General features: G+C 36.8%; 21 protein-coding genes. 12 read left to right on the top strand and 9 right to left on the bottom strand.

Annotated elements, in window-relative coordinates; translation table 11 throughout:
* Nucleotides 1-9: 9 nt before the first annotated feature.
* Together AB3219_RS08945 and ffh are read left to right on the top strand one after the other, a co-directional pair.
* Nucleotides 10-351: a putative DNA-binding protein gene (locus AB3219_RS08945; RefSeq protein ID WP_057806199.1), complete on the top strand. Its 342-nt coding sequence runs from the start codon at nucleotides 10-12 to the stop codon at nucleotides 349-351.
* A 17-nt stretch (nucleotides 352-368) separates the two neighbouring features.
* The gene (gene ffh, locus AB3219_RS08940; RefSeq protein ID WP_057806198.1) at nucleotides 369-1,802 is read left to right on the top strand and encodes a signal recognition particle protein; all 1,434 of its coding nucleotides are present in this window, start codon (nucleotides 369-371) and stop codon (nucleotides 1,800-1,802) included.
* A 164-nt stretch (nucleotides 1,803-1,966) separates the two neighbouring features.
* Here ffh and AB3219_RS08935 read toward each other — a convergent pair whose 3' ends face one another.
* Both AB3219_RS08935 and AB3219_RS08930 read right to left on the bottom strand, forming a co-directional pair.
* Nucleotides 1,967-2,845, bottom strand: a complete 879-nt coding sequence (locus AB3219_RS08935) for an IS982 family transposase (protein WP_010500113.1) — start codon at nucleotides 2,843-2,845, stop codon at nucleotides 1,967-1,969.
* 328 nt (nucleotides 2,846-3,173) lie between these two features.
* On the bottom strand, nucleotides 3,174-3,848 hold the full coding sequence (locus tag AB3219_RS08930; protein ID WP_260365837.1) for an EAL domain-containing protein: 675 nt from the start codon (nucleotides 3,846-3,848) through the stop codon (nucleotides 3,174-3,176).
* A 314-nt stretch (nucleotides 3,849-4,162) separates the two neighbouring features.
* Here AB3219_RS08930 and AB3219_RS08925 point away from each other — a divergent pair, with 314 nt between their 5' ends.
* The 8 genes from AB3219_RS08925 (at nucleotide 4,163) to AB3219_RS08890 (ending at nucleotide 8,720) form a co-directional block, all read left to right on the top strand.
* Nucleotides 4,163-5,014 carry a zinc ribbon domain-containing protein gene (locus tag AB3219_RS08925; RefSeq protein WP_263773392.1) on the top strand — a complete coding sequence of 284 codons (852 nt, stop codon included), beginning with the start codon at nucleotides 4,163-4,165 and terminating at the stop codon, nucleotides 5,012-5,014.
* A gap of 150 nt (nucleotides 5,015-5,164) precedes the next feature.
* On the top strand, nucleotides 5,165-5,437 hold the full coding sequence (gene rpsP / locus AB3219_RS08920) for a 30S ribosomal protein S16 (protein ID WP_046870580.1): 273 nt from the start codon (nucleotides 5,165-5,167) through the stop codon (nucleotides 5,435-5,437).
* Nucleotides 5,438-5,452: 15 nt separating this feature from the next.
* Nucleotides 5,453-5,710, top strand: a complete 258-nt coding sequence (locus AB3219_RS08915) for a KH domain-containing protein (RefSeq protein WP_057806191.1) — start codon at nucleotides 5,453-5,455, stop codon at nucleotides 5,708-5,710.
* A gap of 51 nt (nucleotides 5,711-5,761) precedes the next feature.
* Entirely contained in the window at nucleotides 5,762-6,283 is a 522-nt protein-coding gene (gene rimM / locus AB3219_RS08910) for a ribosome maturation factor RimM (protein WP_216754023.1), read from the top strand.
* Nucleotides 6,280-7,023: a tRNA (guanosine(37)-N1)-methyltransferase TrmD gene (trmD, locus tag AB3219_RS08905; protein ID WP_057806184.1), complete on the top strand. Its 744-nt coding sequence runs from the start codon at nucleotides 6,280-6,282 to the stop codon at nucleotides 7,021-7,023. The genes rimM and trmD overlap by 4 nt, the downstream gene beginning before the upstream one ends.
* 129 nt (nucleotides 7,024-7,152) lie before the next feature.
* Complete coding sequence (gene rplS / locus AB3219_RS08900) at nucleotides 7,153-7,512, top strand: 50S ribosomal protein L19 (protein WP_216754024.1); 360 nt, start codon at nucleotides 7,153-7,155, stop codon at nucleotides 7,510-7,512.
* A 204-nt stretch (nucleotides 7,513-7,716) separates the two neighbouring features.
* Entirely contained in the window at nucleotides 7,717-8,433 is a 717-nt protein-coding gene (locus AB3219_RS08895; protein WP_216754025.1) for a M57 family metalloprotease, read from the top strand.
* A gap of 26 nt (nucleotides 8,434-8,459) precedes the next feature.
* Nucleotides 8,460-8,720, top strand: a complete 261-nt coding sequence (locus AB3219_RS08890) for a hypothetical protein (RefSeq protein ID WP_260365840.1) — start codon at nucleotides 8,460-8,462, stop codon at nucleotides 8,718-8,720.
* A 125-nt stretch (nucleotides 8,721-8,845) separates the two neighbouring features.
* Here the strand turns inward: AB3219_RS08890 and yjeM are convergent, their stop codons facing one another.
* Nucleotides 8,846-10,324, bottom strand: coding sequence for a glutamate/gamma-aminobutyrate family transporter YjeM (gene yjeM / locus AB3219_RS08885; protein WP_216754026.1), 1,479 nt, complete (start codon nucleotides 10,322-10,324; stop codon nucleotides 8,846-8,848).
* Between the two features lie 25 nt (nucleotides 10,325-10,349).
* Nucleotides 10,350-11,780: a C69 family dipeptidase gene (locus tag AB3219_RS08880; RefSeq protein WP_216754027.1), complete on the bottom strand. Its 1,431-nt coding sequence runs from the start codon at nucleotides 11,778-11,780 to the stop codon at nucleotides 10,350-10,352.
* A gap of 99 nt (nucleotides 11,781-11,879) precedes the next feature.
* Here AB3219_RS08880 and AB3219_RS08875 point away from each other — a divergent pair, with 99 nt between their 5' ends.
* Nucleotides 11,880-12,086 (top strand): 2-hydroxymuconate tautomerase, encoded by a 207-nt coding sequence (locus AB3219_RS08875; RefSeq protein WP_258390188.1) that lies wholly within the window; start codon nucleotides 11,880-11,882, stop codon nucleotides 12,084-12,086.
* A gap of 72 nt (nucleotides 12,087-12,158) precedes the next feature.
* Here AB3219_RS08875 and AB3219_RS08870 read toward each other — a convergent pair whose 3' ends face one another.
* Nucleotides 12,159-12,971 (bottom strand): Cof-type HAD-IIB family hydrolase, encoded by an 813-nt coding sequence (locus AB3219_RS08870; protein WP_057806179.1) that lies wholly within the window; start codon nucleotides 12,969-12,971, stop codon nucleotides 12,159-12,161.
* 101 nt (nucleotides 12,972-13,072) lie between these two features.
* Here AB3219_RS08870 and AB3219_RS08865 point away from each other — a divergent pair, with 101 nt between their 5' ends.
* Nucleotides 13,073-14,431 carry an RsmF rRNA methyltransferase first C-terminal domain-containing protein gene (locus AB3219_RS08865; protein WP_216754045.1) on the top strand — a complete coding sequence of 453 codons (1,359 nt, stop codon included), beginning with the start codon at nucleotides 13,073-13,075 and terminating at the stop codon, nucleotides 14,429-14,431.
* A 593-nt stretch (nucleotides 14,432-15,024) separates the two neighbouring features.
* On the opposite strand, the gene fni is transcribed toward AB3219_RS08865, so the two are convergent.
* From fni to mvk, 4 genes are read right to left on the bottom strand one after another with little or no spacing between them, the layout of a single operon-like run.
* Nucleotides 15,025-16,065, bottom strand: coding sequence for a type 2 isopentenyl-diphosphate Delta-isomerase (gene fni / locus AB3219_RS08860; RefSeq protein WP_216754028.1), 1,041 nt, complete (start codon nucleotides 16,063-16,065; stop codon nucleotides 15,025-15,027).
* A 12-nt stretch (nucleotides 16,066-16,077) separates the two neighbouring features.
* The gene (locus tag AB3219_RS08855; RefSeq protein WP_216754046.1) at nucleotides 16,078-17,154 is read right to left on the bottom strand and encodes a phosphomevalonate kinase; all 1,077 of its coding nucleotides are present in this window, start codon (nucleotides 17,152-17,154) and stop codon (nucleotides 16,078-16,080) included.
* A gap of 33 nt (nucleotides 17,155-17,187) precedes the next feature.
* Nucleotides 17,188-18,153: a diphosphomevalonate decarboxylase gene (gene mvaD / locus AB3219_RS08850; protein WP_216754029.1), complete on the bottom strand. Its 966-nt coding sequence runs from the start codon at nucleotides 18,151-18,153 to the stop codon at nucleotides 17,188-17,190.
* On the bottom strand, nucleotides 18,140-19,102 hold the full coding sequence (gene mvk / locus AB3219_RS08845; protein WP_216754030.1) for a mevalonate kinase: 963 nt from the start codon (nucleotides 19,100-19,102) through the stop codon (nucleotides 18,140-18,142). Before mvk ends, mvaD begins: the two co-directional genes overlap by 14 nt.
* Between the last annotated feature and the right edge of the window lie 231 nt (nucleotides 19,103-19,333).

The raw sequence follows: 19,333 nt of genomic DNA, 5'->3' as shown, positions 1-19,333 counted from the left end.
GTGTGAAGAATGGAAGTTGAAAAAAATAATCGAATTAATTTTTTGTTTGAATTTTATGGTAGTCTATTGACAAAAAAACAACGTAATTATATGCAGCTTTATTACGCCGATGATTACTCATTGGGTGAAATTGCGGAAAATTACGCTGTAAGTCGCCAGGCAGTGTATGATAATATTAAGAGAACGGTTCAAATTTTGGAAGATTATGAAGAAAAGTTGCATACGTATGGTGACTTTTTAGCACGCAATCATCAAACTGACCGCTTGATGGAATATGTAAAAAATAATTATTCACAAGATCAAACGCTTCTTCAGTTGGTAAGTAATCTTGAATCAATTGAAGAAGAATGAAAGGTAGGGATTAATCCATGGCTTTTGAAAGTTTAACAGATCGACTTCAAAACGCTTTTAATAAATTAAGGAAAAAGGGAAAAATTTCCGAAACTGATTTAAGAAGTGCCATGCGTGAAATTCGTTTGGCGTTGTTAGAGGCTGATGTTAATTTTACAGTGGTCAAGAACTTCGTTAAAACAGTTCGTGATAAGGCAATTGGGGCGGATGTATTAAAAGGACTAAATCCAACTCAACAAATTGTTAAAATTGTTAATGATGAGTTAGTTAAAATTATGGGTGATCAGGCGGTTGAGTTAAACAAATCGCCAAAAATTCCAACCATTATTATGATGGTTGGATTACAAGGTGCTGGTAAAACGACTACGGCCGGAAAACTGGCTTTAAAACTTAAGAATGAACAAAAAGCACGACCTTTGATGATTGCTGGAGATGTTTATCGTCCAGCGGCTATTGATCAGTTAGTTCAGGTTGGTCAACAAATTGATGTGCCCGTTTTTGAAATGGGAACGGACGTTGATCCAGTTGAAATTGTTCGTCATGGATTAAAAAAAGCAACTGAAGAGAAAAATGATTACGTCATTATTGATACTGCTGGTCGTTTACAAATTGATCAAAAATTAATGGACGAATTATCCCGTATCAAAGAATTGGCAAATCCAAATGAAATTTTATTGGTTGTCGATGCGATGACAGGTCAAAATGCGGTTAATACGGCTGAAGGATTTAACAATCAGTTAGATGTTACGGGTGTTGTTTTAACTAAACTTGATGGCGATACCCGAGGCGGTGCCGCACTTTCTATTCGTGCTGTGACGGGTAAACCAATTAAGTTTATTGGTCAAGGCGAAAAAATGACTGATTTGGATGTTTTTCATCCTGATCGAATGGCATCACGAATTCTTGGCATGGGTGATATGCTAACCCTGATCGAAAAAACTCAAAAAGAATATGACGAAAAACAAGCGCAAGAAGTTACGCAAAAAATTCGAGAAAATTCTTTTGACTTCAATGATTTTGTCGATCAGATGGATCAAATGCAAAATATGGGTTCGATGGAAGACATCATGAAGATGATTCCAGGAATGGCAAATAATCCTGCTCTAAAGAATGTCAATATTGATCCAAAAGATATGGCTCACATGAAGGCGATTGTTTATTCGATGACACCTGCGGAGCGTGAGGACCCTAATTTGTTAAATCCAAGTCGACGACGACGAATTGCAGGTGGCTCTGGGCGACCCGTAGTTGAAGTTAACCGAATGATCAAGCAATTCGGACAAATGAAGAAAATGATGAACCAAATGTCCAAAGGCAACTTTAATGGCATGGACGGATTGTTGGGTAAAGGCATTGGTGGCCGACTTTCTAAGATGGCAATGAATTCAATGGTCCGAAAATCTAAAAAACGTAAGAAAAAGAGAATGAAGAAAAATAAACGAAATAAATAATTGTAATTTTTGAAAATTTAATGATCTTTCAAGTATCTAAATAAATGACTAAAGGCTTAAAGTGTTAAAAGATACTGAATAAACAGTGTTAGGAACAACAAATTAGTTTTAGTCGTCAACAAAATATAAAAAAGCTTATAGAAATAATGTCAGTACGCGTGGTGCTAGTTCGTCATAAAATCAAAAAAGCCTAAATTGTATACCAATATCGTCAATTCAATCTTTAATTGAAAACCAAATAGACTACGGGTGAGATTGGTTTCAATCCCAAATTGCTGGGCTAAAATTGAAAAGCGTGACTCTATTGTCCGCCGTAACGCCTTGAGTTGACGTTTATTATGCTGTTTAGCACCTTTCATATTAGAACGATAAGGCGTCCATAAGTTATAGCCTAGGGCTCTAAAACTGGTCTTGAGTTTTTTCCCAACATAACCAACATCGGCCAAAATATTGGGACAAGGACAACCGCTAATTAGCTCAGGCGCTACCTTAGCATCATGAACTGAGGCTGCCGTGATCACATAATTCAGAATATAGCCATTAGCCGTGACGACCATGTGGGTTTTAAACCCATAAAATGGCATTTTCTTGGTGGCATTATAGCCAATGTTGGCCTTCCCAGCAAAAATTCTAACTCTGAAATTACGAACTTTGGCACATAGTGGGTTGGGTAAACTGTCGATAATCGCTAGGTCGCCCGAATGAGCATAATCCTTAGTGATACCTGAGCGAATGGCATTGACTACTGCCAGTAATTGTTGCGCGCGGCGGTTGAAACGTGAACGTGATACCACCATTTGCCGCGGCATAAACGCTGCCATCAGATAATAGAAGCGGCGTTGCGATTGAATTCCCAGTGTGACTTGTAAGCACAGTAAAGCTAAAAGTTTAATATCAGTAATTTTAGTATGTTCAACGTTGCGCCGCTCAATGACGCTACGCGGACAATAACGCTGATAAAGCAATGAACATAACTGGTAAAAGTAATGGAAACTAACTTGTAATTCGTGACGATTTTGCTTAAACTTGAGGTGGTTCAACACAGTTATTACTCCTTTTAAGTTTTGTCACTTATGAGTCTAACTGGGTTGGACTTTTTTGTTAAATTTCTAAATGTTACAAACTAGCACCACACGTAATGTCAGTATTTATTTCTATAAGCTTTTTTAGGTAGTTTAGTGAAAGACTGAAACTACAAAAATATATTTTGTTTCCTGATACAAAAGCGTTTATGATAACAAAATTAGATTAAAATGCCGTCTTTCAGACCAGGTGAGCCGCAGGACGGCAATTAAGCTACTGCTTTTGAACCAAGTCGTTTAACATCAGTTATTGAAGTAATTTTGAAGCTTTCAACTCTTAGTTTTAAAATCACTTATTTGCGTCCAATTGAATGGGATGCGGTTTTTCATAATAGTAACCTTGGCGAATATCAATGTTGAAAAGGTCAATAAATTGGTCAATTTTTTCGTTTTCAATTCCTTCGAGAATAAATCGAATTTTATGAGCTTTTGCAAAATCTCGCCAGAAAATCACGCGTTTTTGAATTTCGGGTAAATAAACGGATTCGCCAAAATTTTGTAAGGCAAACTTTATTTCATTTGTGTAAGGAATTAATACCCTAACGTGGTCTTCTGTGTTACAACCACAATCAACATCATCGATTGAAATGGACATGCCTTCTTTGATGAATTTTTTTAATTGTTTAATGATATCATCTTCAGAAAAGTTAATGGTACTTTTATCCTCTGTCAATTCAATTTGTATTTGAACGGGACGCAATATGGTCTGAATTTTAAGAATAGCTTCCACCGTTTGAGGATTCATTAATTGTGTTCGATTAAGATTAACTGACAAAAAAGGCACTTTACTGTATAACTGTTCAGCAACTTTTACAATTTCATAAGCAACCACGTTAGATGGGACGGTCAAAAAATCATGTACTGGACGCCAATCCGCATCAGTTTTTTTCCGAAGTAAAAGTTCGTAGCCAACTACGGACTTGTTATATTTATTAATAATTTGTTGAATAAAATATTGATACATTACGCGACTCCCATACAAAAATTAATGATTTTTTGGTTAGTGTTTAACGAAAAAAGACCCACTAACTTGACTTTCTCAAGTGCGGGTCGTATCTTTGAATGCACCACTGGCCTTGATTTAGTCAGTTTGCATTGTCAAATTGAGCATGTTTATTTATATTGTTAAAATACCATTTTTTTTGTTTGAAATGCAATGATTATCAGATATTTTTTATTCTTTTATTAATTAATTATAAGAAAACACGTGTTTCTTCAAACGAATAAACATGATATTCTATTTATGAAGAATAGGATATCTAAGGGTGAGGAAGTAATATGGAAAACGAAAAGGCTAATTACTGCCCAAATTGTGGCTATATGCTCAGAACTAAAGTTCAATTCTGTCCCAACTGTGGGTATGATTTGCGTCAAATTGGTGGCATAAAAGAAAGCAGACAAAGTCGATACAACCATAGTGATTCAGACCAGATGCAAAAACTGGATAAACGACAAACAGACAAAAATGGAAGTCATCATGGCGGTAAGCTTATTGTGGCGTTTCTGACCGGTTTGTTGTTGATGATAGGAGTAGTTGGCTGGTTTGTTATGACAGAAGGTAACAAGGTAACTGGTGGTGATTCAGAAAAGACTGATGTTTCCAAAAAAATGGCAGTCTCATCTAAGTCGGCTTCCAAAAAGTCAGCTTCAAGTGTAAGTTCAAGTAGTTCAGTTTCTAGCGAAGAGATAGAAAAACTGGATCCCAACAATTTAACGCCAGAGGAAACGGCAGCATCAGTTGTCGAGTTCGGGAGTGAAAATATTACGGACTCCACCAATAAGTGGACCGAAGTGTGGCCTTCTGTTGTGTCCTCAGGAATGATTGTCTATGTAAATAAATTTTATGAAGTTAGTAATGACAGTCTCAGTAACCCCGGTGAGGACAATGTTTTGTATACAGTTAAAACAAAGTCAAGTGGAAATTCAACAGATAGACTGTTTTACACTTTGAATGATGGGGATGTGAGCTATTACACAGGCACATTTGCAAACCATAAATATCAAATTGATAATTTAGGTGAAGCCATTGCAACCGTCAATTTAAAACAGATTATTAAAAAAATCAATCAAGATTCTGATGTGATAAAAAATGTGCAGACCGTTAACACAGAGATTGAAGATGACCGTTAAATTGGGTTGTGGTGGTAATCCATGAAACGATAGTTTGTGTAAATAAATCACTTTTGGACATTATAAATTTGCCTGTAAAGAAAAAAACCTTTACATCTGATTGAATAACTGGTATATTATTTATCGTGAAATAAAACAGGAGGTGTTGACATGTCTGTAAAAATTCGTTTGAAACGAATGGGTTCAAAGAAGCGTCCTTTCTACCGTGTAGTAGTTGCTGATTCTCGCTCACCACGTGATGGTCGTTTTATTGCCCAAGTTGGTACTTACAATCCATTAGTTAATCCAGCTGTAGTAAAATTAAATGAGGAAGACATCTTAAGTTGGTTAAGCAATGGTGCTCAACCATCAGATACCGTTAAGAACATTCTTTCAAAAGCTGGAATTATGAAAAAGTATCACGAATCAAAGCTTGCTAAGTAATCGGCAATTTTGATTATGAAAGAAGTAGAAAGTTTAATCTTAGCAATTGTTAAACCATTAGTTTCTCATCCAGAACGAATTTCGATTAAACAGTCTGAGTCAGATCGCTTTTATGAATTTCATTTAAGTGTTGATGATGAAGACATCGGTCGTATAATTGGCCGACATGGCCGTGTTGCACAAGCAATTCGCAATGTTGTCTATAGTTTTCGTTTTCATGGAGACAAACGAGTTCGGTTAGTGATTGAAGATGGCAAAGCCAAAAACTCTTAAACGAAATGTTGATTTTGTTTAAGAGTTTTTAGTATATTATGAGGTAAGTTGATGCAATATTATAAAGTAGGTACAATTGTTAATACGCATGGCATTCAAGGAGAAGTGAAAGTAATGCCAATCACCGATTTTCCTGAAGAACGCTTCAAGGTTGGCAATCAATTATTTTTGTTTTCTCCTAAGAATGATAAAACACCAATGCAAAAATTAAAAATAAAAAAATCGCGACAACAAAAACAGGTTTACTTGCTTCAGTTTGTCGATCTTGATTCAATTAATGATGTGGAAAAATATAAACAATTTGATTTGAAGATTTCTGAAACTGATCGCAAACCACTTGATAATGACGAATTTTATTATGATGATATTATTGGTCTTGAGGTATTCGATGAAGAAGGAAACCGTTTGGGAACTGTTTCTGAAATTTTGTCGCCCGGAGCAAATGACGTTTGGGTAGTCAAACGTGTGGGAAAAAATGATTTGCTATTACCCTATATTCGTCAAGTTGTAAAAAAAGTTGACTTGGCTAAGCAACGAATTACAGTTGAACTTTTAGAAGGTCTTGATTCATGAAAATTGATATTTTAAGTCTTTTCCCAGATATGTTTAGTGGACCCTTGCACCAATCGATTGTTGGTAAAGCAATTGAGGATCAATTACTGGATATTCAAGTAACGAATTTTCGTGACTTTTCTAGTAATAAACATCATAATGTGGATGATTATCCATATGGGGGAGGAGCCGGGATGCTTCTTCAACCGCAGCCAATTTTTGATGCTATGGCGGCAATACAAAATGACAATGCCAAATTACCCAAAGGGCGTGTCATCATTTTAGATCCGGGTGGCAAGCAATTTGATCAAGAAATGGCTGAAACATTCGCTCATGAGTCGCACTTAACCTTTATTTGTGGTCATTATGAGGGTTATGATGAACGCATTAAAACATTAGCTACTGATGAAGTGTCTTTAGGCGATTATGTGCTTACTGGTGGTGAACTAGCAGCGATGGTGATGATTGATGCAACAGTTCGGCTGCTTCCAGGGGTTTTAGGCAATAAAGAATCTGCACCAGGAGATTCTTTTTCCACTGGATTATTGGAGTATCCGCAATATTCTCGTCCAGCCGTTTTTAGAGGCATGCAGGTACCTGAGGTATTATTGAACGGAAACCACCAATTAATCGATCAGTGGCGTCGAAAACAGGCTTTGAAACGAACTCTACTAAAACGTCCAGATCTTTTAAACAAAATGACACTTTCGAAAATTGATTTAGAACTTCTTGATGATATAAAAGCAGATTTGAACGATTAGCTAGAAAAAGAGCAGCTTTACAGTAGACAAGTTTTATGATAAACTTTTCACTGGTCTGTTAAGACTAAAGAAAACAATATTCCGCTGTTCATCAAGGATAAGAATGTTGATGAAAGGAAGGATTTTCAAATGAATCCATTAATTAACAAAATTACCGAATCACAATTACGTGATGATATTCCTGATTTCCGTGCTGGAGATACTGTTCGTGTTCATGCTCGTGTCGTTGAAGGTACTCGTGAACGTATTCAGTTGTTCGAAGGTGTTGTAATCAAACGTCATGGTATTGGTATCAGTGCTACCTACACAGTTCGTAAGATTAGTAATGGTGTCGGCGTTGAACGTACTTTCCCATTACATTCACCACGAGTTGCCAAAATTGACGTTATTCGTCATGGACGTGTACGTCGTTCTAAGCTTTATTACTTACGTGCTTTACATGGTAAGGCTGCTCGTATTAAAGAGGACCGTCGTAAAGATAACAACTAAAACTTGTTTAACTTTTTTGAAGTTAAGCGTTCGAGTAAGCAAAATCAATCTGATTTTGCTTATTTTTTTGTTTAAAATTCTAAAAATTGATTAAGCATTTTCCTAATTAATCGCCAAAATTTAAAAATCGTTTTATTTAGTTTATACTGTGATCTACAAGAGCTGTGTATTGGCTTTTTAAAAGCTTAAGAGAAGGGAAAAATAATGTTAAAACCTAAAAGAATATTCTGGTTAATTATCCTAGTTTTAGGAATTCTTTTACTGACCAATAATAATTTTCAACTGATAACCAAAAATGCGATTTCAGAAACAAAACAGCAAATTAATCAAGTTGTTAGAAATTTTAAGATTCCAAGTTTGGCTGATATGTATGAAGAAACTGTGCCATCCACAAAAAGTAGTCAGTCACAAAGCAATGAATTAAAGAGTAATCAGACAAAGGCAACACCACTAGAAAGCAATGTACAAGGTAAGACACTTTCTAATACCTATTATTATCGGTTTGCAAGTGGAACACCTGCCAATGTGAAACACGAGTTTGAATTGGCAATTAAGGCTTATAATCAAACCAAAATTGTTAAATTGGTTGCTGGAAAAGGCACACAAAAACAAAATCAAATTATCTTTTCAATTTATAACGCAGCAAAAAAAGTACAAGATGGCGTGATTGAGTTAGGAATTGGTGGACCAGATATTATTCAACAAACTGGTTGGGATGCTTATACTGTCAACCATGCAAAGGCTAGTTTGAATGTTCACTATGTTCAGTCTGTTCGACTTTCAGTTGCTATGCATGAATTAGGGCATGCGTTAGGGTTAGATCATAGTACAGATCGTAATTCAATTATGTATCCGGTTGATCAAGGCAAAACAACATTATCTGTTAATGATCTTGCGGCACTGAAAAAGATATATAAATAAATTAATTAGAATAAGAGGTTTTATAAGTGACTAATTTGTTGTTAATGGCTACGACTGCAAACACGAAAATTGCCGTTGCGGCTGGACTGATTATATTTGTGATGTTATTTTTTAAACTTATTGTAGGATTTATAAAGCTTTGTTTTCATCTTCCGGTGATTTTTTTTATTTTATTAATCTGTGGTGGTTTAGGGTTTCTTTTTAGTTTTTTATTTGCTGGAATTCTGATTTTAGCTGTTGTTGTGAGTGGTGTTGTGTTGATGATGCTAAACGGATTTGGTGACTAAATTACAATCTTTAGTTATTAATTTTAAAGCCCCTAGAAGACCTTTAACTTAGTCTTCTAGGGGCTTTTGTTGTCATATGATTTTTTCGATTTAAAGTTGTGTTAGTTTTATTGATCTCAGCAAAATTAATTTTTTTCGTGAACCACATAAAATATCCATGCAATTGCACCAAATAATACTGGACCAATAATTGTCCAAAAAGCAGTAATCAAATCATGTTCCAAAATAGGTTCAATTACGGTAAAAATAATTCCAAAAATCAAAACTAGTAAAACTAAAATTGTGGTTGAATACACGCTAAATTTCGTTTTATAAATAACAAATGGTCGATTTAAATCATGCCGACGTTTGAAAAATGGAAAAGCGCCAATTAAAAATAAGTAGGGAAATGTGGTTGAAATATTAGCCATGTCGGTCAAAATTGTATAAAAGCTTTGCGCATCAGATCCACCAAATGAAATGAAAAAGACAAAAATTGCGATAATGGCAGCTTGACACCACATAGCAAACGCAGGAACACCGGCTTTATTAAGTTTTGTAACTTTTGCGGGCCATAGCTTCTTGGGTGATCCCAGAATAAACGACTTCAGTGGGGAATAGATCAACACGAAAAAAGAACCTAAGTAGGCCATAAACATTCCCAAACCTGCAAAACGAGCAAACCAGTGTCCTAAAGTTATTGCAGTGGTTGAGTTTAATCCCAGTGAATTACCAAAAACAAAGCCAAGATTGTTCATCATCACGTAGGTAATATTACCTAAATTTACGTTATGGCCTGATAAAGTTTGATGCCAGTTGGTTGAGATACCCCAAAGAAAAATTGATAAAGCGTACATGATGCCAATCATAATAGTTGAAATAATGATGCCACGAGGAAAAGTCTTTTCAGGTTTCTTTAAACTATCGGTGACACCACCCATAGATTCCATTCCACCATAGGCAAACACCGCATAAACGATGAATGAGAGCATAGCAACAGGAGACATAAAACTTGGATTAGGTGAATTAACAATACTGCTAAATCCGTTGAAAGGTTCAGCAAGCTGACCATGGTTTAAAAATAAAATACTTAAACTAACTACAAATAAAACCACGTTGAGTAAACTAACAAAAATTCCCCCAATGGAAGAAACTTTGGCGATTGAGGTAATGCCACGAGTGGCGCAGTAGGTAACCACAAGGATCCATAAAACGCCCATTAAGCCAACTGTTTGGGTGGCATTTAGTCCTAATAAATGCCAGTTTTGTGTGGCATCATGACCCGCAAAAATAGTTGAAAAGGGAATCCAAACTTTGGATGAAGTTGATACCATCCAAATAATCCAGGATGACAACCAAATAAAAGTACCAATAAAAGCTAATTTTTCGCCAATTGACTGTTCTAGCCAGGAGTAGATGCCACCCTTAGCGTCCTTAAATGTTGAGCCATATTCGGCGAACATTAAACCACTTGGTAAAAAGAATAAAAATGCAGCGATAACATACCAAATAATGCTTGCATAACCCATTTGATCAAAAGCGACCGTGGTGTTTGCAAACCCAAAAATAGATGTGAAGATCATCAGTATTAACCCCGTAACTGAGATCTTTTTTGTTTTTCCCATTGTATTTACTTCCTCATATAGTTAATTATAAATTCATGTCCTGTTTGAAATTTAGTGGGGACATGTCAGTCATTTTAGTAATTAATTCGGCAATTAGTTTTTGCATTGCCTGCAGTCCCAAAGCTGCATTTTGATTACTTTGACTAGTTAAATAGTTCTCCAAAGCTTTATCACCCAAAGTTAAAGCCATTTTGTCACTAATGTGCAAATTTTGAATAAGTTGTTGATTAGTTTTATCTTGTACATCTTCCAGTAAAGGACCGAATTCCAAATAGTGAGCATCAACTAATGTACTAGCCTGTTTGTAAATCCAATATGCAGAGTCCGCCTGATAGGTTTCAGTACCTTTCTTATAAGTAGCAGGCGTGTCCTTTATACCGGCATAAAACGGAATATACAGGCTTTGAGCAGCAACGCCCATTGCTAACCAATGAATACCTGCAATTGGAGCAGGTAAATTGGGTCGAATTTGTAAAATATGCGATTCTTGAGTTTTCGCTAAACTAATTGGTCGGTATAAAGTTTGTTCGCGTTTTGAACCAATCCCAATCGGATCAAACGGTGTCCCTTCAAAATGAGAGCTTAAGATTTGTTCTACATCATCAACTTGAATGAGTTTTTCTGCTTTTCTAATAAAAGGGAGTGACTGACTTTGTGGCTGTTGGTCAATGCTTGGATTAAGTATTTTTTGTCCATACCAAACACGTGGCGTATTGTAAAATTCGTCCGATAGATCATTGGTTCCAAAAATTTCACGAAAGTTAAAACCCGTGTGTTGAGAATTTAAATGATTTTGAGTTACAAAATCTTGTAAACCGGCCACGCTAAGAAAATTATCGTGATCTTCAAAATCAATTTCCTGAATGGATAGTTGGTTGGCTACAACTGCATAAGCATCATCTGGAATGCGTTGGGCTACCCATTGATGGCCGGCAGCAGTTTCCATATACCAAACTTCGGTTGCATCAGAAAATAATATGCCGTTACTTTCAGAAGTTCCGTATTTTTCAATAATTGCCCCTAGATAGGAGACACCTTGACGAGCCGATTTAATGTAGGGCAGTGTAACAGTTACCATCGCTTCTTCACCAATGCCGTCTTTTACTAAAGGATCGGCACCTAGAGCGCGGTTGTTAGTGTACGCACTTTCAGTGGCACTCATGGCGACACCATATTCGTTGATACCATCCTCTTCAAAGAGACCGAATTTGTCTGTCCACTCAGGTGTAGCCGTATATTTAGCAGCCACTTTGGGTAAATTCAATGTAAAACCATTATCCGTAGATTTGAATATTTGGGATTCTGAAAATTCTCGATGTGGATGTACAACAAAATGTTTTGGCCATGCAGCGCGTGAATCTTCGTTGCGACCAATTAAAGTTGAACCATCAGCAGTAGCCAAACGACCGGCCAGAAAACTCGTGCAAGCTGAATAATTATTAGTTTGATTTGTCATTAAAAGCTTCTCCTTTAAAAATGAATATATATACAGTTTATATTTTAGCATAAGTTGGATTTGAATTTTTTGGTAATCCTTGCGATAATAGGAGGAAATATTGAGGAGGAATTTAATATGCCATTGGTTCATATTGACCTTATTGAAGGTCGTTCAACCGAACAATTACGTGAGTTAGTTAAGGATGTTACAGCTGCAATTTCTAAAAATACTGGTGCACCCGCAGAACATATTCATATTGTGTTAAATGAAATGCGACCAGATCGTTACAGTGATGGCGGTGTTTTGCGAAGTGACCAAAAGTAGGTTGAGAAAGTAAAAAAGAAATCCATTCATAAAAGTTCAATGATCCTCAGACTTTTGAATGGATTTCTTTTTTTAGTTAGCCAATTTTAAATAGGTTTCGAGATATTTTGCTAAACCATCGTGATCGTTATCAAATTCAGTGACATCGTTTGCGATACTTTTGATAATTGGTGTCGCATTTTGCATTGCGACACCACGACCGGCATAGTCAAGCATTTCTGCATCATTATGTTCGTCTCCAAAAGCCACAATGTTTTGTCGATCAATATGGTACTGCTTAGCAATATAAGCGACGGCCTTTGCTTTTTGGATGCCTTTTGAAACAACTTCCAAAACGCTATTTGGGCCACCCCAAACACCAACATCAACTTGCTGACCATAATGATGTAAAACGGTATTACGCACGATTTGTTCTTGATGGGGTGCGACAAAAAGAATCATAGAAGTAGGATTATGAACAAGTGAAGTTTTAGAAAGTAACTGATCGTCGCTTAAAGTTGTTGGGAAAAAGTTTAAATCTGATGGCGGCAAGTGGTTAGCAAGATATGTATGCTTACCTTCAGCTGCAATCATTTTAAGCTGTAATTTTTGTCGATTTTCTAACATATCAAGGACAATTGCTTTACTAATCGTTCGTTTGTATTCACCTTGCCAATGTTGATGCGGAATGTGAGTGAGGGCACCATTAAAATTGACCATTGGGGTTTTTAATTGTAACTGATCATAAATTGCTTCTGAAATTCGATAGGGTCGTCCAGTGACAATACTAACAAGATGGCCAGCCTCAGTTGCCTTTTGGATGACTTCAATAGTTTTTGATGAAATTTGGTTTTGGCTATTTAATGTGGTTCCATCAAGATCAATGGTAATTAATTTTTGTGGCATGTCATTCACTCCAATAAGCTTTATAATAAAAGTAATGTGTCTTCATTTAAATTAACATAATTTCAAGACAGATGCTATCAAATTTAGAAATGAGTGAAAATATGCAGTTACCAGAGGCATTTATTCAAAAATATTCAAAGCTGTTGGGAGAAGAAGCACCGGCTTTTTTCCATGCTTTCGATGAGCAACCAACTAAGGGCTTTCGACTAAACCCATTAAAAACACACGTTGAGCCATTAAATCATGCGATTGGCGATCCGGTTTCTTACTGTCAATTTGGGTATTATGGTTCAGTTAGCGGCAAAACAATTGACCATCAAAGTGGTTTAATTTATAGCCAGGAACCTAGCGCCATGTATGTTGGAGAAGTGGCACATCCTAAACCAGGAGATCGTGTTTTAGATCTTTGTGCAGCACCAGGTGGGAAAACAACACATTTGGCTAGTTATATGAACCAACAAGGTCTGTTAGTTTCAAACGAGATCAATCGAAAACGTGCAGAAATTCTGGCTGAAAATGTAGAACGGTTTGGACTTCAAAACACAATTGTTACAAATGAGTCACCAGATACACTTGAAAAACATTTTGTTAATTTTTTTGATGTAGTTGTGGTGGATGCACCTTGCTCTGGTGAAGGGATGTTTCGTAAGGATCATGAAGCGATGCAGTACTGGACACCTGAATATCCATTGTCTTGTGCTAATCGACAAAAAAAGATTTTACAAAGTGCATTGCAAATGTTGAAACCGGGCGGACGTTTAATTTATTCCACGTGTACTTTTGCGCCTGAAGAGGATGAACAAAACATTGCGTGGTTATTAAAAAATTATGCCGATTTAAAAGTTGTACCAATTAAAAAATATCCTGGGATGAGCGATGGCCGGCCAGAATGGGCTGATAATAATCCAGAACTTGCCAAAACCTTACGAATTTTTCCTCATAAAATGCGAGGAGAGGGTCATTTTATTGCTCAGTTAGAAAAGCAGATCAATGATTCAAACCGCAAAGAACCTAAGCTGCAAAAAACAAATGTAACAAAACAACAAAAACAAGATTGGCACAAAGTGGCAGATAAATTACTGACAAACTCAATTGAGGATTCACGACTCTTGGTTTTTGGCGATTATTTATATGCGATGCCAGCTAATCTACCAGATTTAACCAAATTACAGGTTATTCGTCCTGGAATCAATTTAGGCGTGTTCAAGAAAAATCGTTTTGAACCAGCTTTACCATTGGCATTGGCATTTAAATCGGTTAATTTTCAAAAACCAGTGCAAATTTCAGAAGAACAGTGGCGAAAGTATGTTCATGGTGATACTTTTACAATCACAAAAGATGTAGAAAATGGTTGGCATGTTTTGACTAACCATGAATTAACGATTGGGTTTGGAAAAGTTGTTAATGGGGTTGTTAAGAACTTTTATCCTAAAAAACTAAGGTTTGAAATCAAAAATTAAATCAAAAATTAAATTTTTTTAGGTTCAAAAATAGACTAGCGAATTCACACATTCGCTAGCCTATTTTATGACACTTTTAATTAAATTCAAAAGATTGAAAGTACAAAAATGTATCTAATTGTCTGACACAAAAATGTTCATAGTAACAAAATTAGATTAAAATGCCGTCTTCCAGCAAATTTGGGCTGGAACGTAGGGGGCACGACTTAGAGTCGAAATGCACGTCTCTAAGCTCGGCCTTTATCTAAGCGAAACCCGCTAAGATAAATGTCACTACTGAGCCCATTTGCTTCCAGACTAAGTCTAATCTTTGCAATCAATGCACTGATACAATAATTTTGATATCAGTATTACTGTTCATTATTTAATATCAAACGTTCTTAGTCCGGAGGCGATTGGTCTCAGGGGTGAAATTATCCTTAGCAATTCATTGCTTAGGATAAGGCCGAGTTTGAAGACAAGTGTTCTTCTTGGCTTCAAATCGTGCCCACCCCGTTCCAGACCAGGTGAGCCGCAGGACGGCAGTTAAACTATTTTTTGGAGTCTAAGTCGTTTAACAGCAGTTATTGAAGTGATTTTGATACTTTCAACCTTTAATTAAATTCTATTTTTCTTTGTTCACAATAATTACGTAAAGATTCATCTAAAATCAAATTATGACGATTTAACTGTTTGATGTTTTGAGCACCTTGCAAGGTTAATAAATCTGCTAATTGTGTTTGCCAAGTATTAATAAGTTGAACAGTTTGATCTTCACCCTCCTGGATGAGTTCGTGTAAAATTCTGCCAGCAACACCAATCATGTCAGCACCTAAGCAAAATCCTTTTAACATGTCTAGTGGATTACGGATACCTCCGCACGCCAAGATATGAAGTTTATCTTGAAGTTCCTGTGATTCTAAAAGTGATTCTACCGTACTAATTCCGTAATTCTGAAGATAAGGGTAGCTTTTATCATGCCGACGTTCATTCTCGATTTTAGCAAAATTGGTACCCCCATGACCAGCGACGTTAATAGATTGCACACCAATTTCAGATAGTTGTTTCATGGTTTGTTTAGCCATGCCAAAACCGACTTCTTTGACGATAACGGGGACTGACACAGTATGAACAATTTCTGAAATGTTAGTCAACCAATTAAACGAACGATCTCCTTCAGGCATTATAATTTCTTGAGCTGCATTGAGATGAATTTCTAATAAGTTAGCATCAATCATATCAATGGCTTTTTGCGCATCTGCAGCAGAATGACTTGCCCCAATGTTAGCTAAAATAATGCCAGAAGAATTGATTTTGCGAACAATCGAAAAGGTGGTCTGGAGATCGGGTCGTTTCAAGGCAACACTTTGTGAACCAACTGCCATTGGCAAATGAGTTGTCTTGGCAATTCGGGCTAGGCTGGCATTGAGTTTGCCAGTATAAGAACTACCACCAGTCATTGCTTCAATATAAAAAGGGTAATCTGTTACGATTCCCCCAAGTTGGCTGTTTAAATTAATTTGGTCTCGGTTTATTTCGGGAAGATTATTCGGAAGTAAGCGTAGATTCTGAAATCCAGCGCTTGCCTGTGGCTGATAAAAATGTTCTGTCAGTGAAACATGTTCATCTTTTCGATGCGATTGAATATCTTTCATAGCGTGTTCTCCTTAAAGTTCAGTGACGTTGTGAACATTAAACTTTAGTTGTCTAATTCCCTTATCTTTCCAAGTTTTGAGTAGGGTATCGATAGAACGGTTTTTATTGATCAAAACGATGCCACAATCACCACCGCCGGCACCAGAACTTTTAGCAGCACCGCCGGCCATCTCAGCATCCTTAATCATTTCTTTTAAAATAGGTGTTTCAATTAAAACCTGGCTGAAATCAGCTAATTTTTTTAGAATTGTGCGATTTACCCGTAGTTGATGTTGAATCACTGTAATTGATTGATCGTGAAAGCCTCGAATCATTTCTTTTAGACAAGCCTTACTTTCTTCTAGAAAAACTTGATATTCACGTTGATCTCTTACTTTTCCCATAGCTACCTTATCAACTAAATGGGAAGTCAAAGCGGGTGAACCAGTCCAACCAATCATCAACTCGAGATCCTCAGGAGGTGTCAATAGTTCAACGTCTAGTCCAGGCCAGGGCATCTCTAAAAGGTCCATTAAAGAGGTTTGTCGGCGCTGAGCAAAGAGCCAATCACGATTGAAGGAATGATAAGCAATCCAACCACCGTAGACACTAGCAGCAATATCACCCAGTGATCCGTTACCTTGAACATCAAAGTGAGCAATCGCGGCTAGTTTGAATAAACTGTCTTTGGTTAGAGGTAAGTGATAAAACTTAGCTAATGCTTTGATGGTGGCAACGGTGACGGCAGCTGAACTACCTAAACCGTATTTTTTACCGTCAGCACTGTCTAAATCACTATTTATATATAAGTTATAAAGTCCTAATTCTTTATGGAGATTACTTGCATACTCTTCAGTTAAATTAATTGCAGAAAGAATGTAATGAAATGGATTATCACGATTATCAAAAACCATTTTAGAGCCTTGTCGGCGCCAAGAAATAGAGTTTTCGTGATATTGTTCAGAAACAATTCGCCCCACATTTTCAGTTTTTTCAATGGAAGCGGAAACAAATTGATTTAACGCCACAATAATGGCAGGATAACCTGACTCAACAACCGCATATTCTCCTGCAATATAGAGTTTTCCAGGTGCTTTCACCGTAATCAATGGATCATGTCCCTTCAAAATTTGAATTAATATTTATAGGTACTTAATACCGGGTCCGGGTTTGCAAACTAATAACTGATTGCGATTGATGATTGTTGCAAGTTTATCCATAATCAATTCGTTGTTAGATGATGCACAAATTATCTTTACATTAGGCCCCGCGTCTACAGTACTATAACATTCTACACCTAGTTTACGGATGTTGCGAACAGCATCAAGAATTGCAAGCGTTTGAGGTTGAAAATAAGTAAAATTGGGAACGGCACCAAACGTTGTCGCGTGCATTCGCATCGCATTGTTTTCCGCAATTGTTCCCAAATTTGCTAAGTTTTTGTTAAGGATTGCTGTTTTCATTGGTTCTACGTCTGCTTGGGCACTTTTAACCCAAGCAGGGAAGAAAGGAGAGGTTTTCACAACAGCTTGCATTCCCATTGTACTGCTGACTTTCTTTTTCTTCGTGTCCACAAGAGCCGTAATTAAATTAATATCCCAATCTACAGCAGACTGAATACTTTGAGCATATGAACTTTGGCTATCATGACCAGCATGCCACTGAACGAACCCCCCAAAAATTGAGCGGGAAGCTGACCCAGATCCATGCCGAGCTAGAATAGAAAGCTCTTTGTCGGAAAGATCTAGTCCGGCAGCTTTAGAACCTGCGGCAGCCAATGCTGCAAAAGCAGACGCTGAGGAAGCAAGCCCGGCGGTTGTTGGGACATGATTAGTTGAATGAACTGAAGCATTTTCTTGGATACCACTTTGTTCACGAATTAAGTTCAAAACACGTTTAGCACGTTTTAAGCCGGAACCGGTTAGCGGCTGATCATCTACCAAAATTTCATCATCAGTTAACGAAGAAACAAAATCTACGGTTGTATCTGTATAGAAATGATCTAACGTTAAAGAAATACTGTCATTGTAAGGCAAAATAAGTTCTGTGTTTTTTTTCCCCCAATATTTTAATAATGCAATATTAGTGTGTGCCCTAGCTGTGGTCATTTTTTTCTCCTTTATGATATCCAGTGGCAAGTGGTTCAATCCAAGTATGAATGGCACCATGTTGTTCCAAGATTGTTGCAATTTGTTTTGCAGAAGGCTTGCTAGACGTTAAGGTGATTAAGCAACCACCCATTCCGCCACCAGTGAGTTTAGCTCCTAAAGCGCCATTTTTAAGTGCTAGAGTTGCAAATTGATCTAAGATTGGATGACTGACTCCCAATTTAGATAAAATTGTTTGCGAATCATTCATTAAAGAACCTAACTTTTGTGAATCACCATTTGCTAGGCAGCTACGAGCTTGTTTAGCAATTTTTCCTAGCATTTCAATGTCTTCTTCAGCATGGTGATCACCTGCTAGCTTTGATTTAACGTGCTGAACGGCTAAACCCGTTTGTCCCATGATACCAGTGTCCACAATAACTAAGAAGGCGTTTTGTTTAATCGGAATAGCCTGTGGCCGACGACCTTTAACAAACCAGATTGGTGTTTTTGAACTAACCGTAGCCGCATCTAACCCGCTAGGATTGCCGTGAATATATTGTTCTGAAACGTCTGCAAGTCGAAGTAGTTCAGCATGTGATAAGGATTGGTGAAAAAAATGGAAAAATGCACGTACTATTGCGATAGCTGTTGCAGCAGAAGAACCCATACCACGCTCTGCTGGAATTTCACTCGTAACCTGTAAAGTAAATGGTGTTTTTTCTTGATGCAATTCGACTAAAATGGTGTTTATTAATAATTGAATTCCAGTTTGACTGTCCGGCATTTCCGATAAAGCACCTGTAAAATATTTACTAGCAACATGTTGCCCAGTATCAGTATCCTTAATAGAAACAATTATTTTTATCTTTGAAATAGGTAAACAAATTGCTGGTTGTCCATAAACAACACTATGTTCACCAAAAAAGATGATTTTAGCATGACTTTGTCCAGTCGCAGATTTTCGCAAACTATTCGCTCTCTTTCAAAAAATTACAAATCAGTTTAGAAGTAAATGGTATTTTGTTTTTAGTTTACTTACTTTAGACTAGTGAAACTACAAACAAACATCCATTTTAACATATTTTTAAATTTATCAAGGCGAGTTAACTGATGTCTTGAAAATATAAATAACTGAAAACGAAAAGTGTGAAATTAGGCGTCCTAAGTTTAATTTCTAGTAACAGAAGTTAGTAAGCAT

Origin of the sequence: Pediococcus ethanolidurans (assembly GCF_964062635.1) — a bacterium.
Classification (GTDB): Bacteria; Bacillota; Bacilli; order Lactobacillales; family Lactobacillaceae; genus Pediococcus; species Pediococcus ethanolidurans.
Note: the sequence above shows the minus strand (reverse complement) of the source record. Positions and strands in the feature narration are given on the sequence as shown.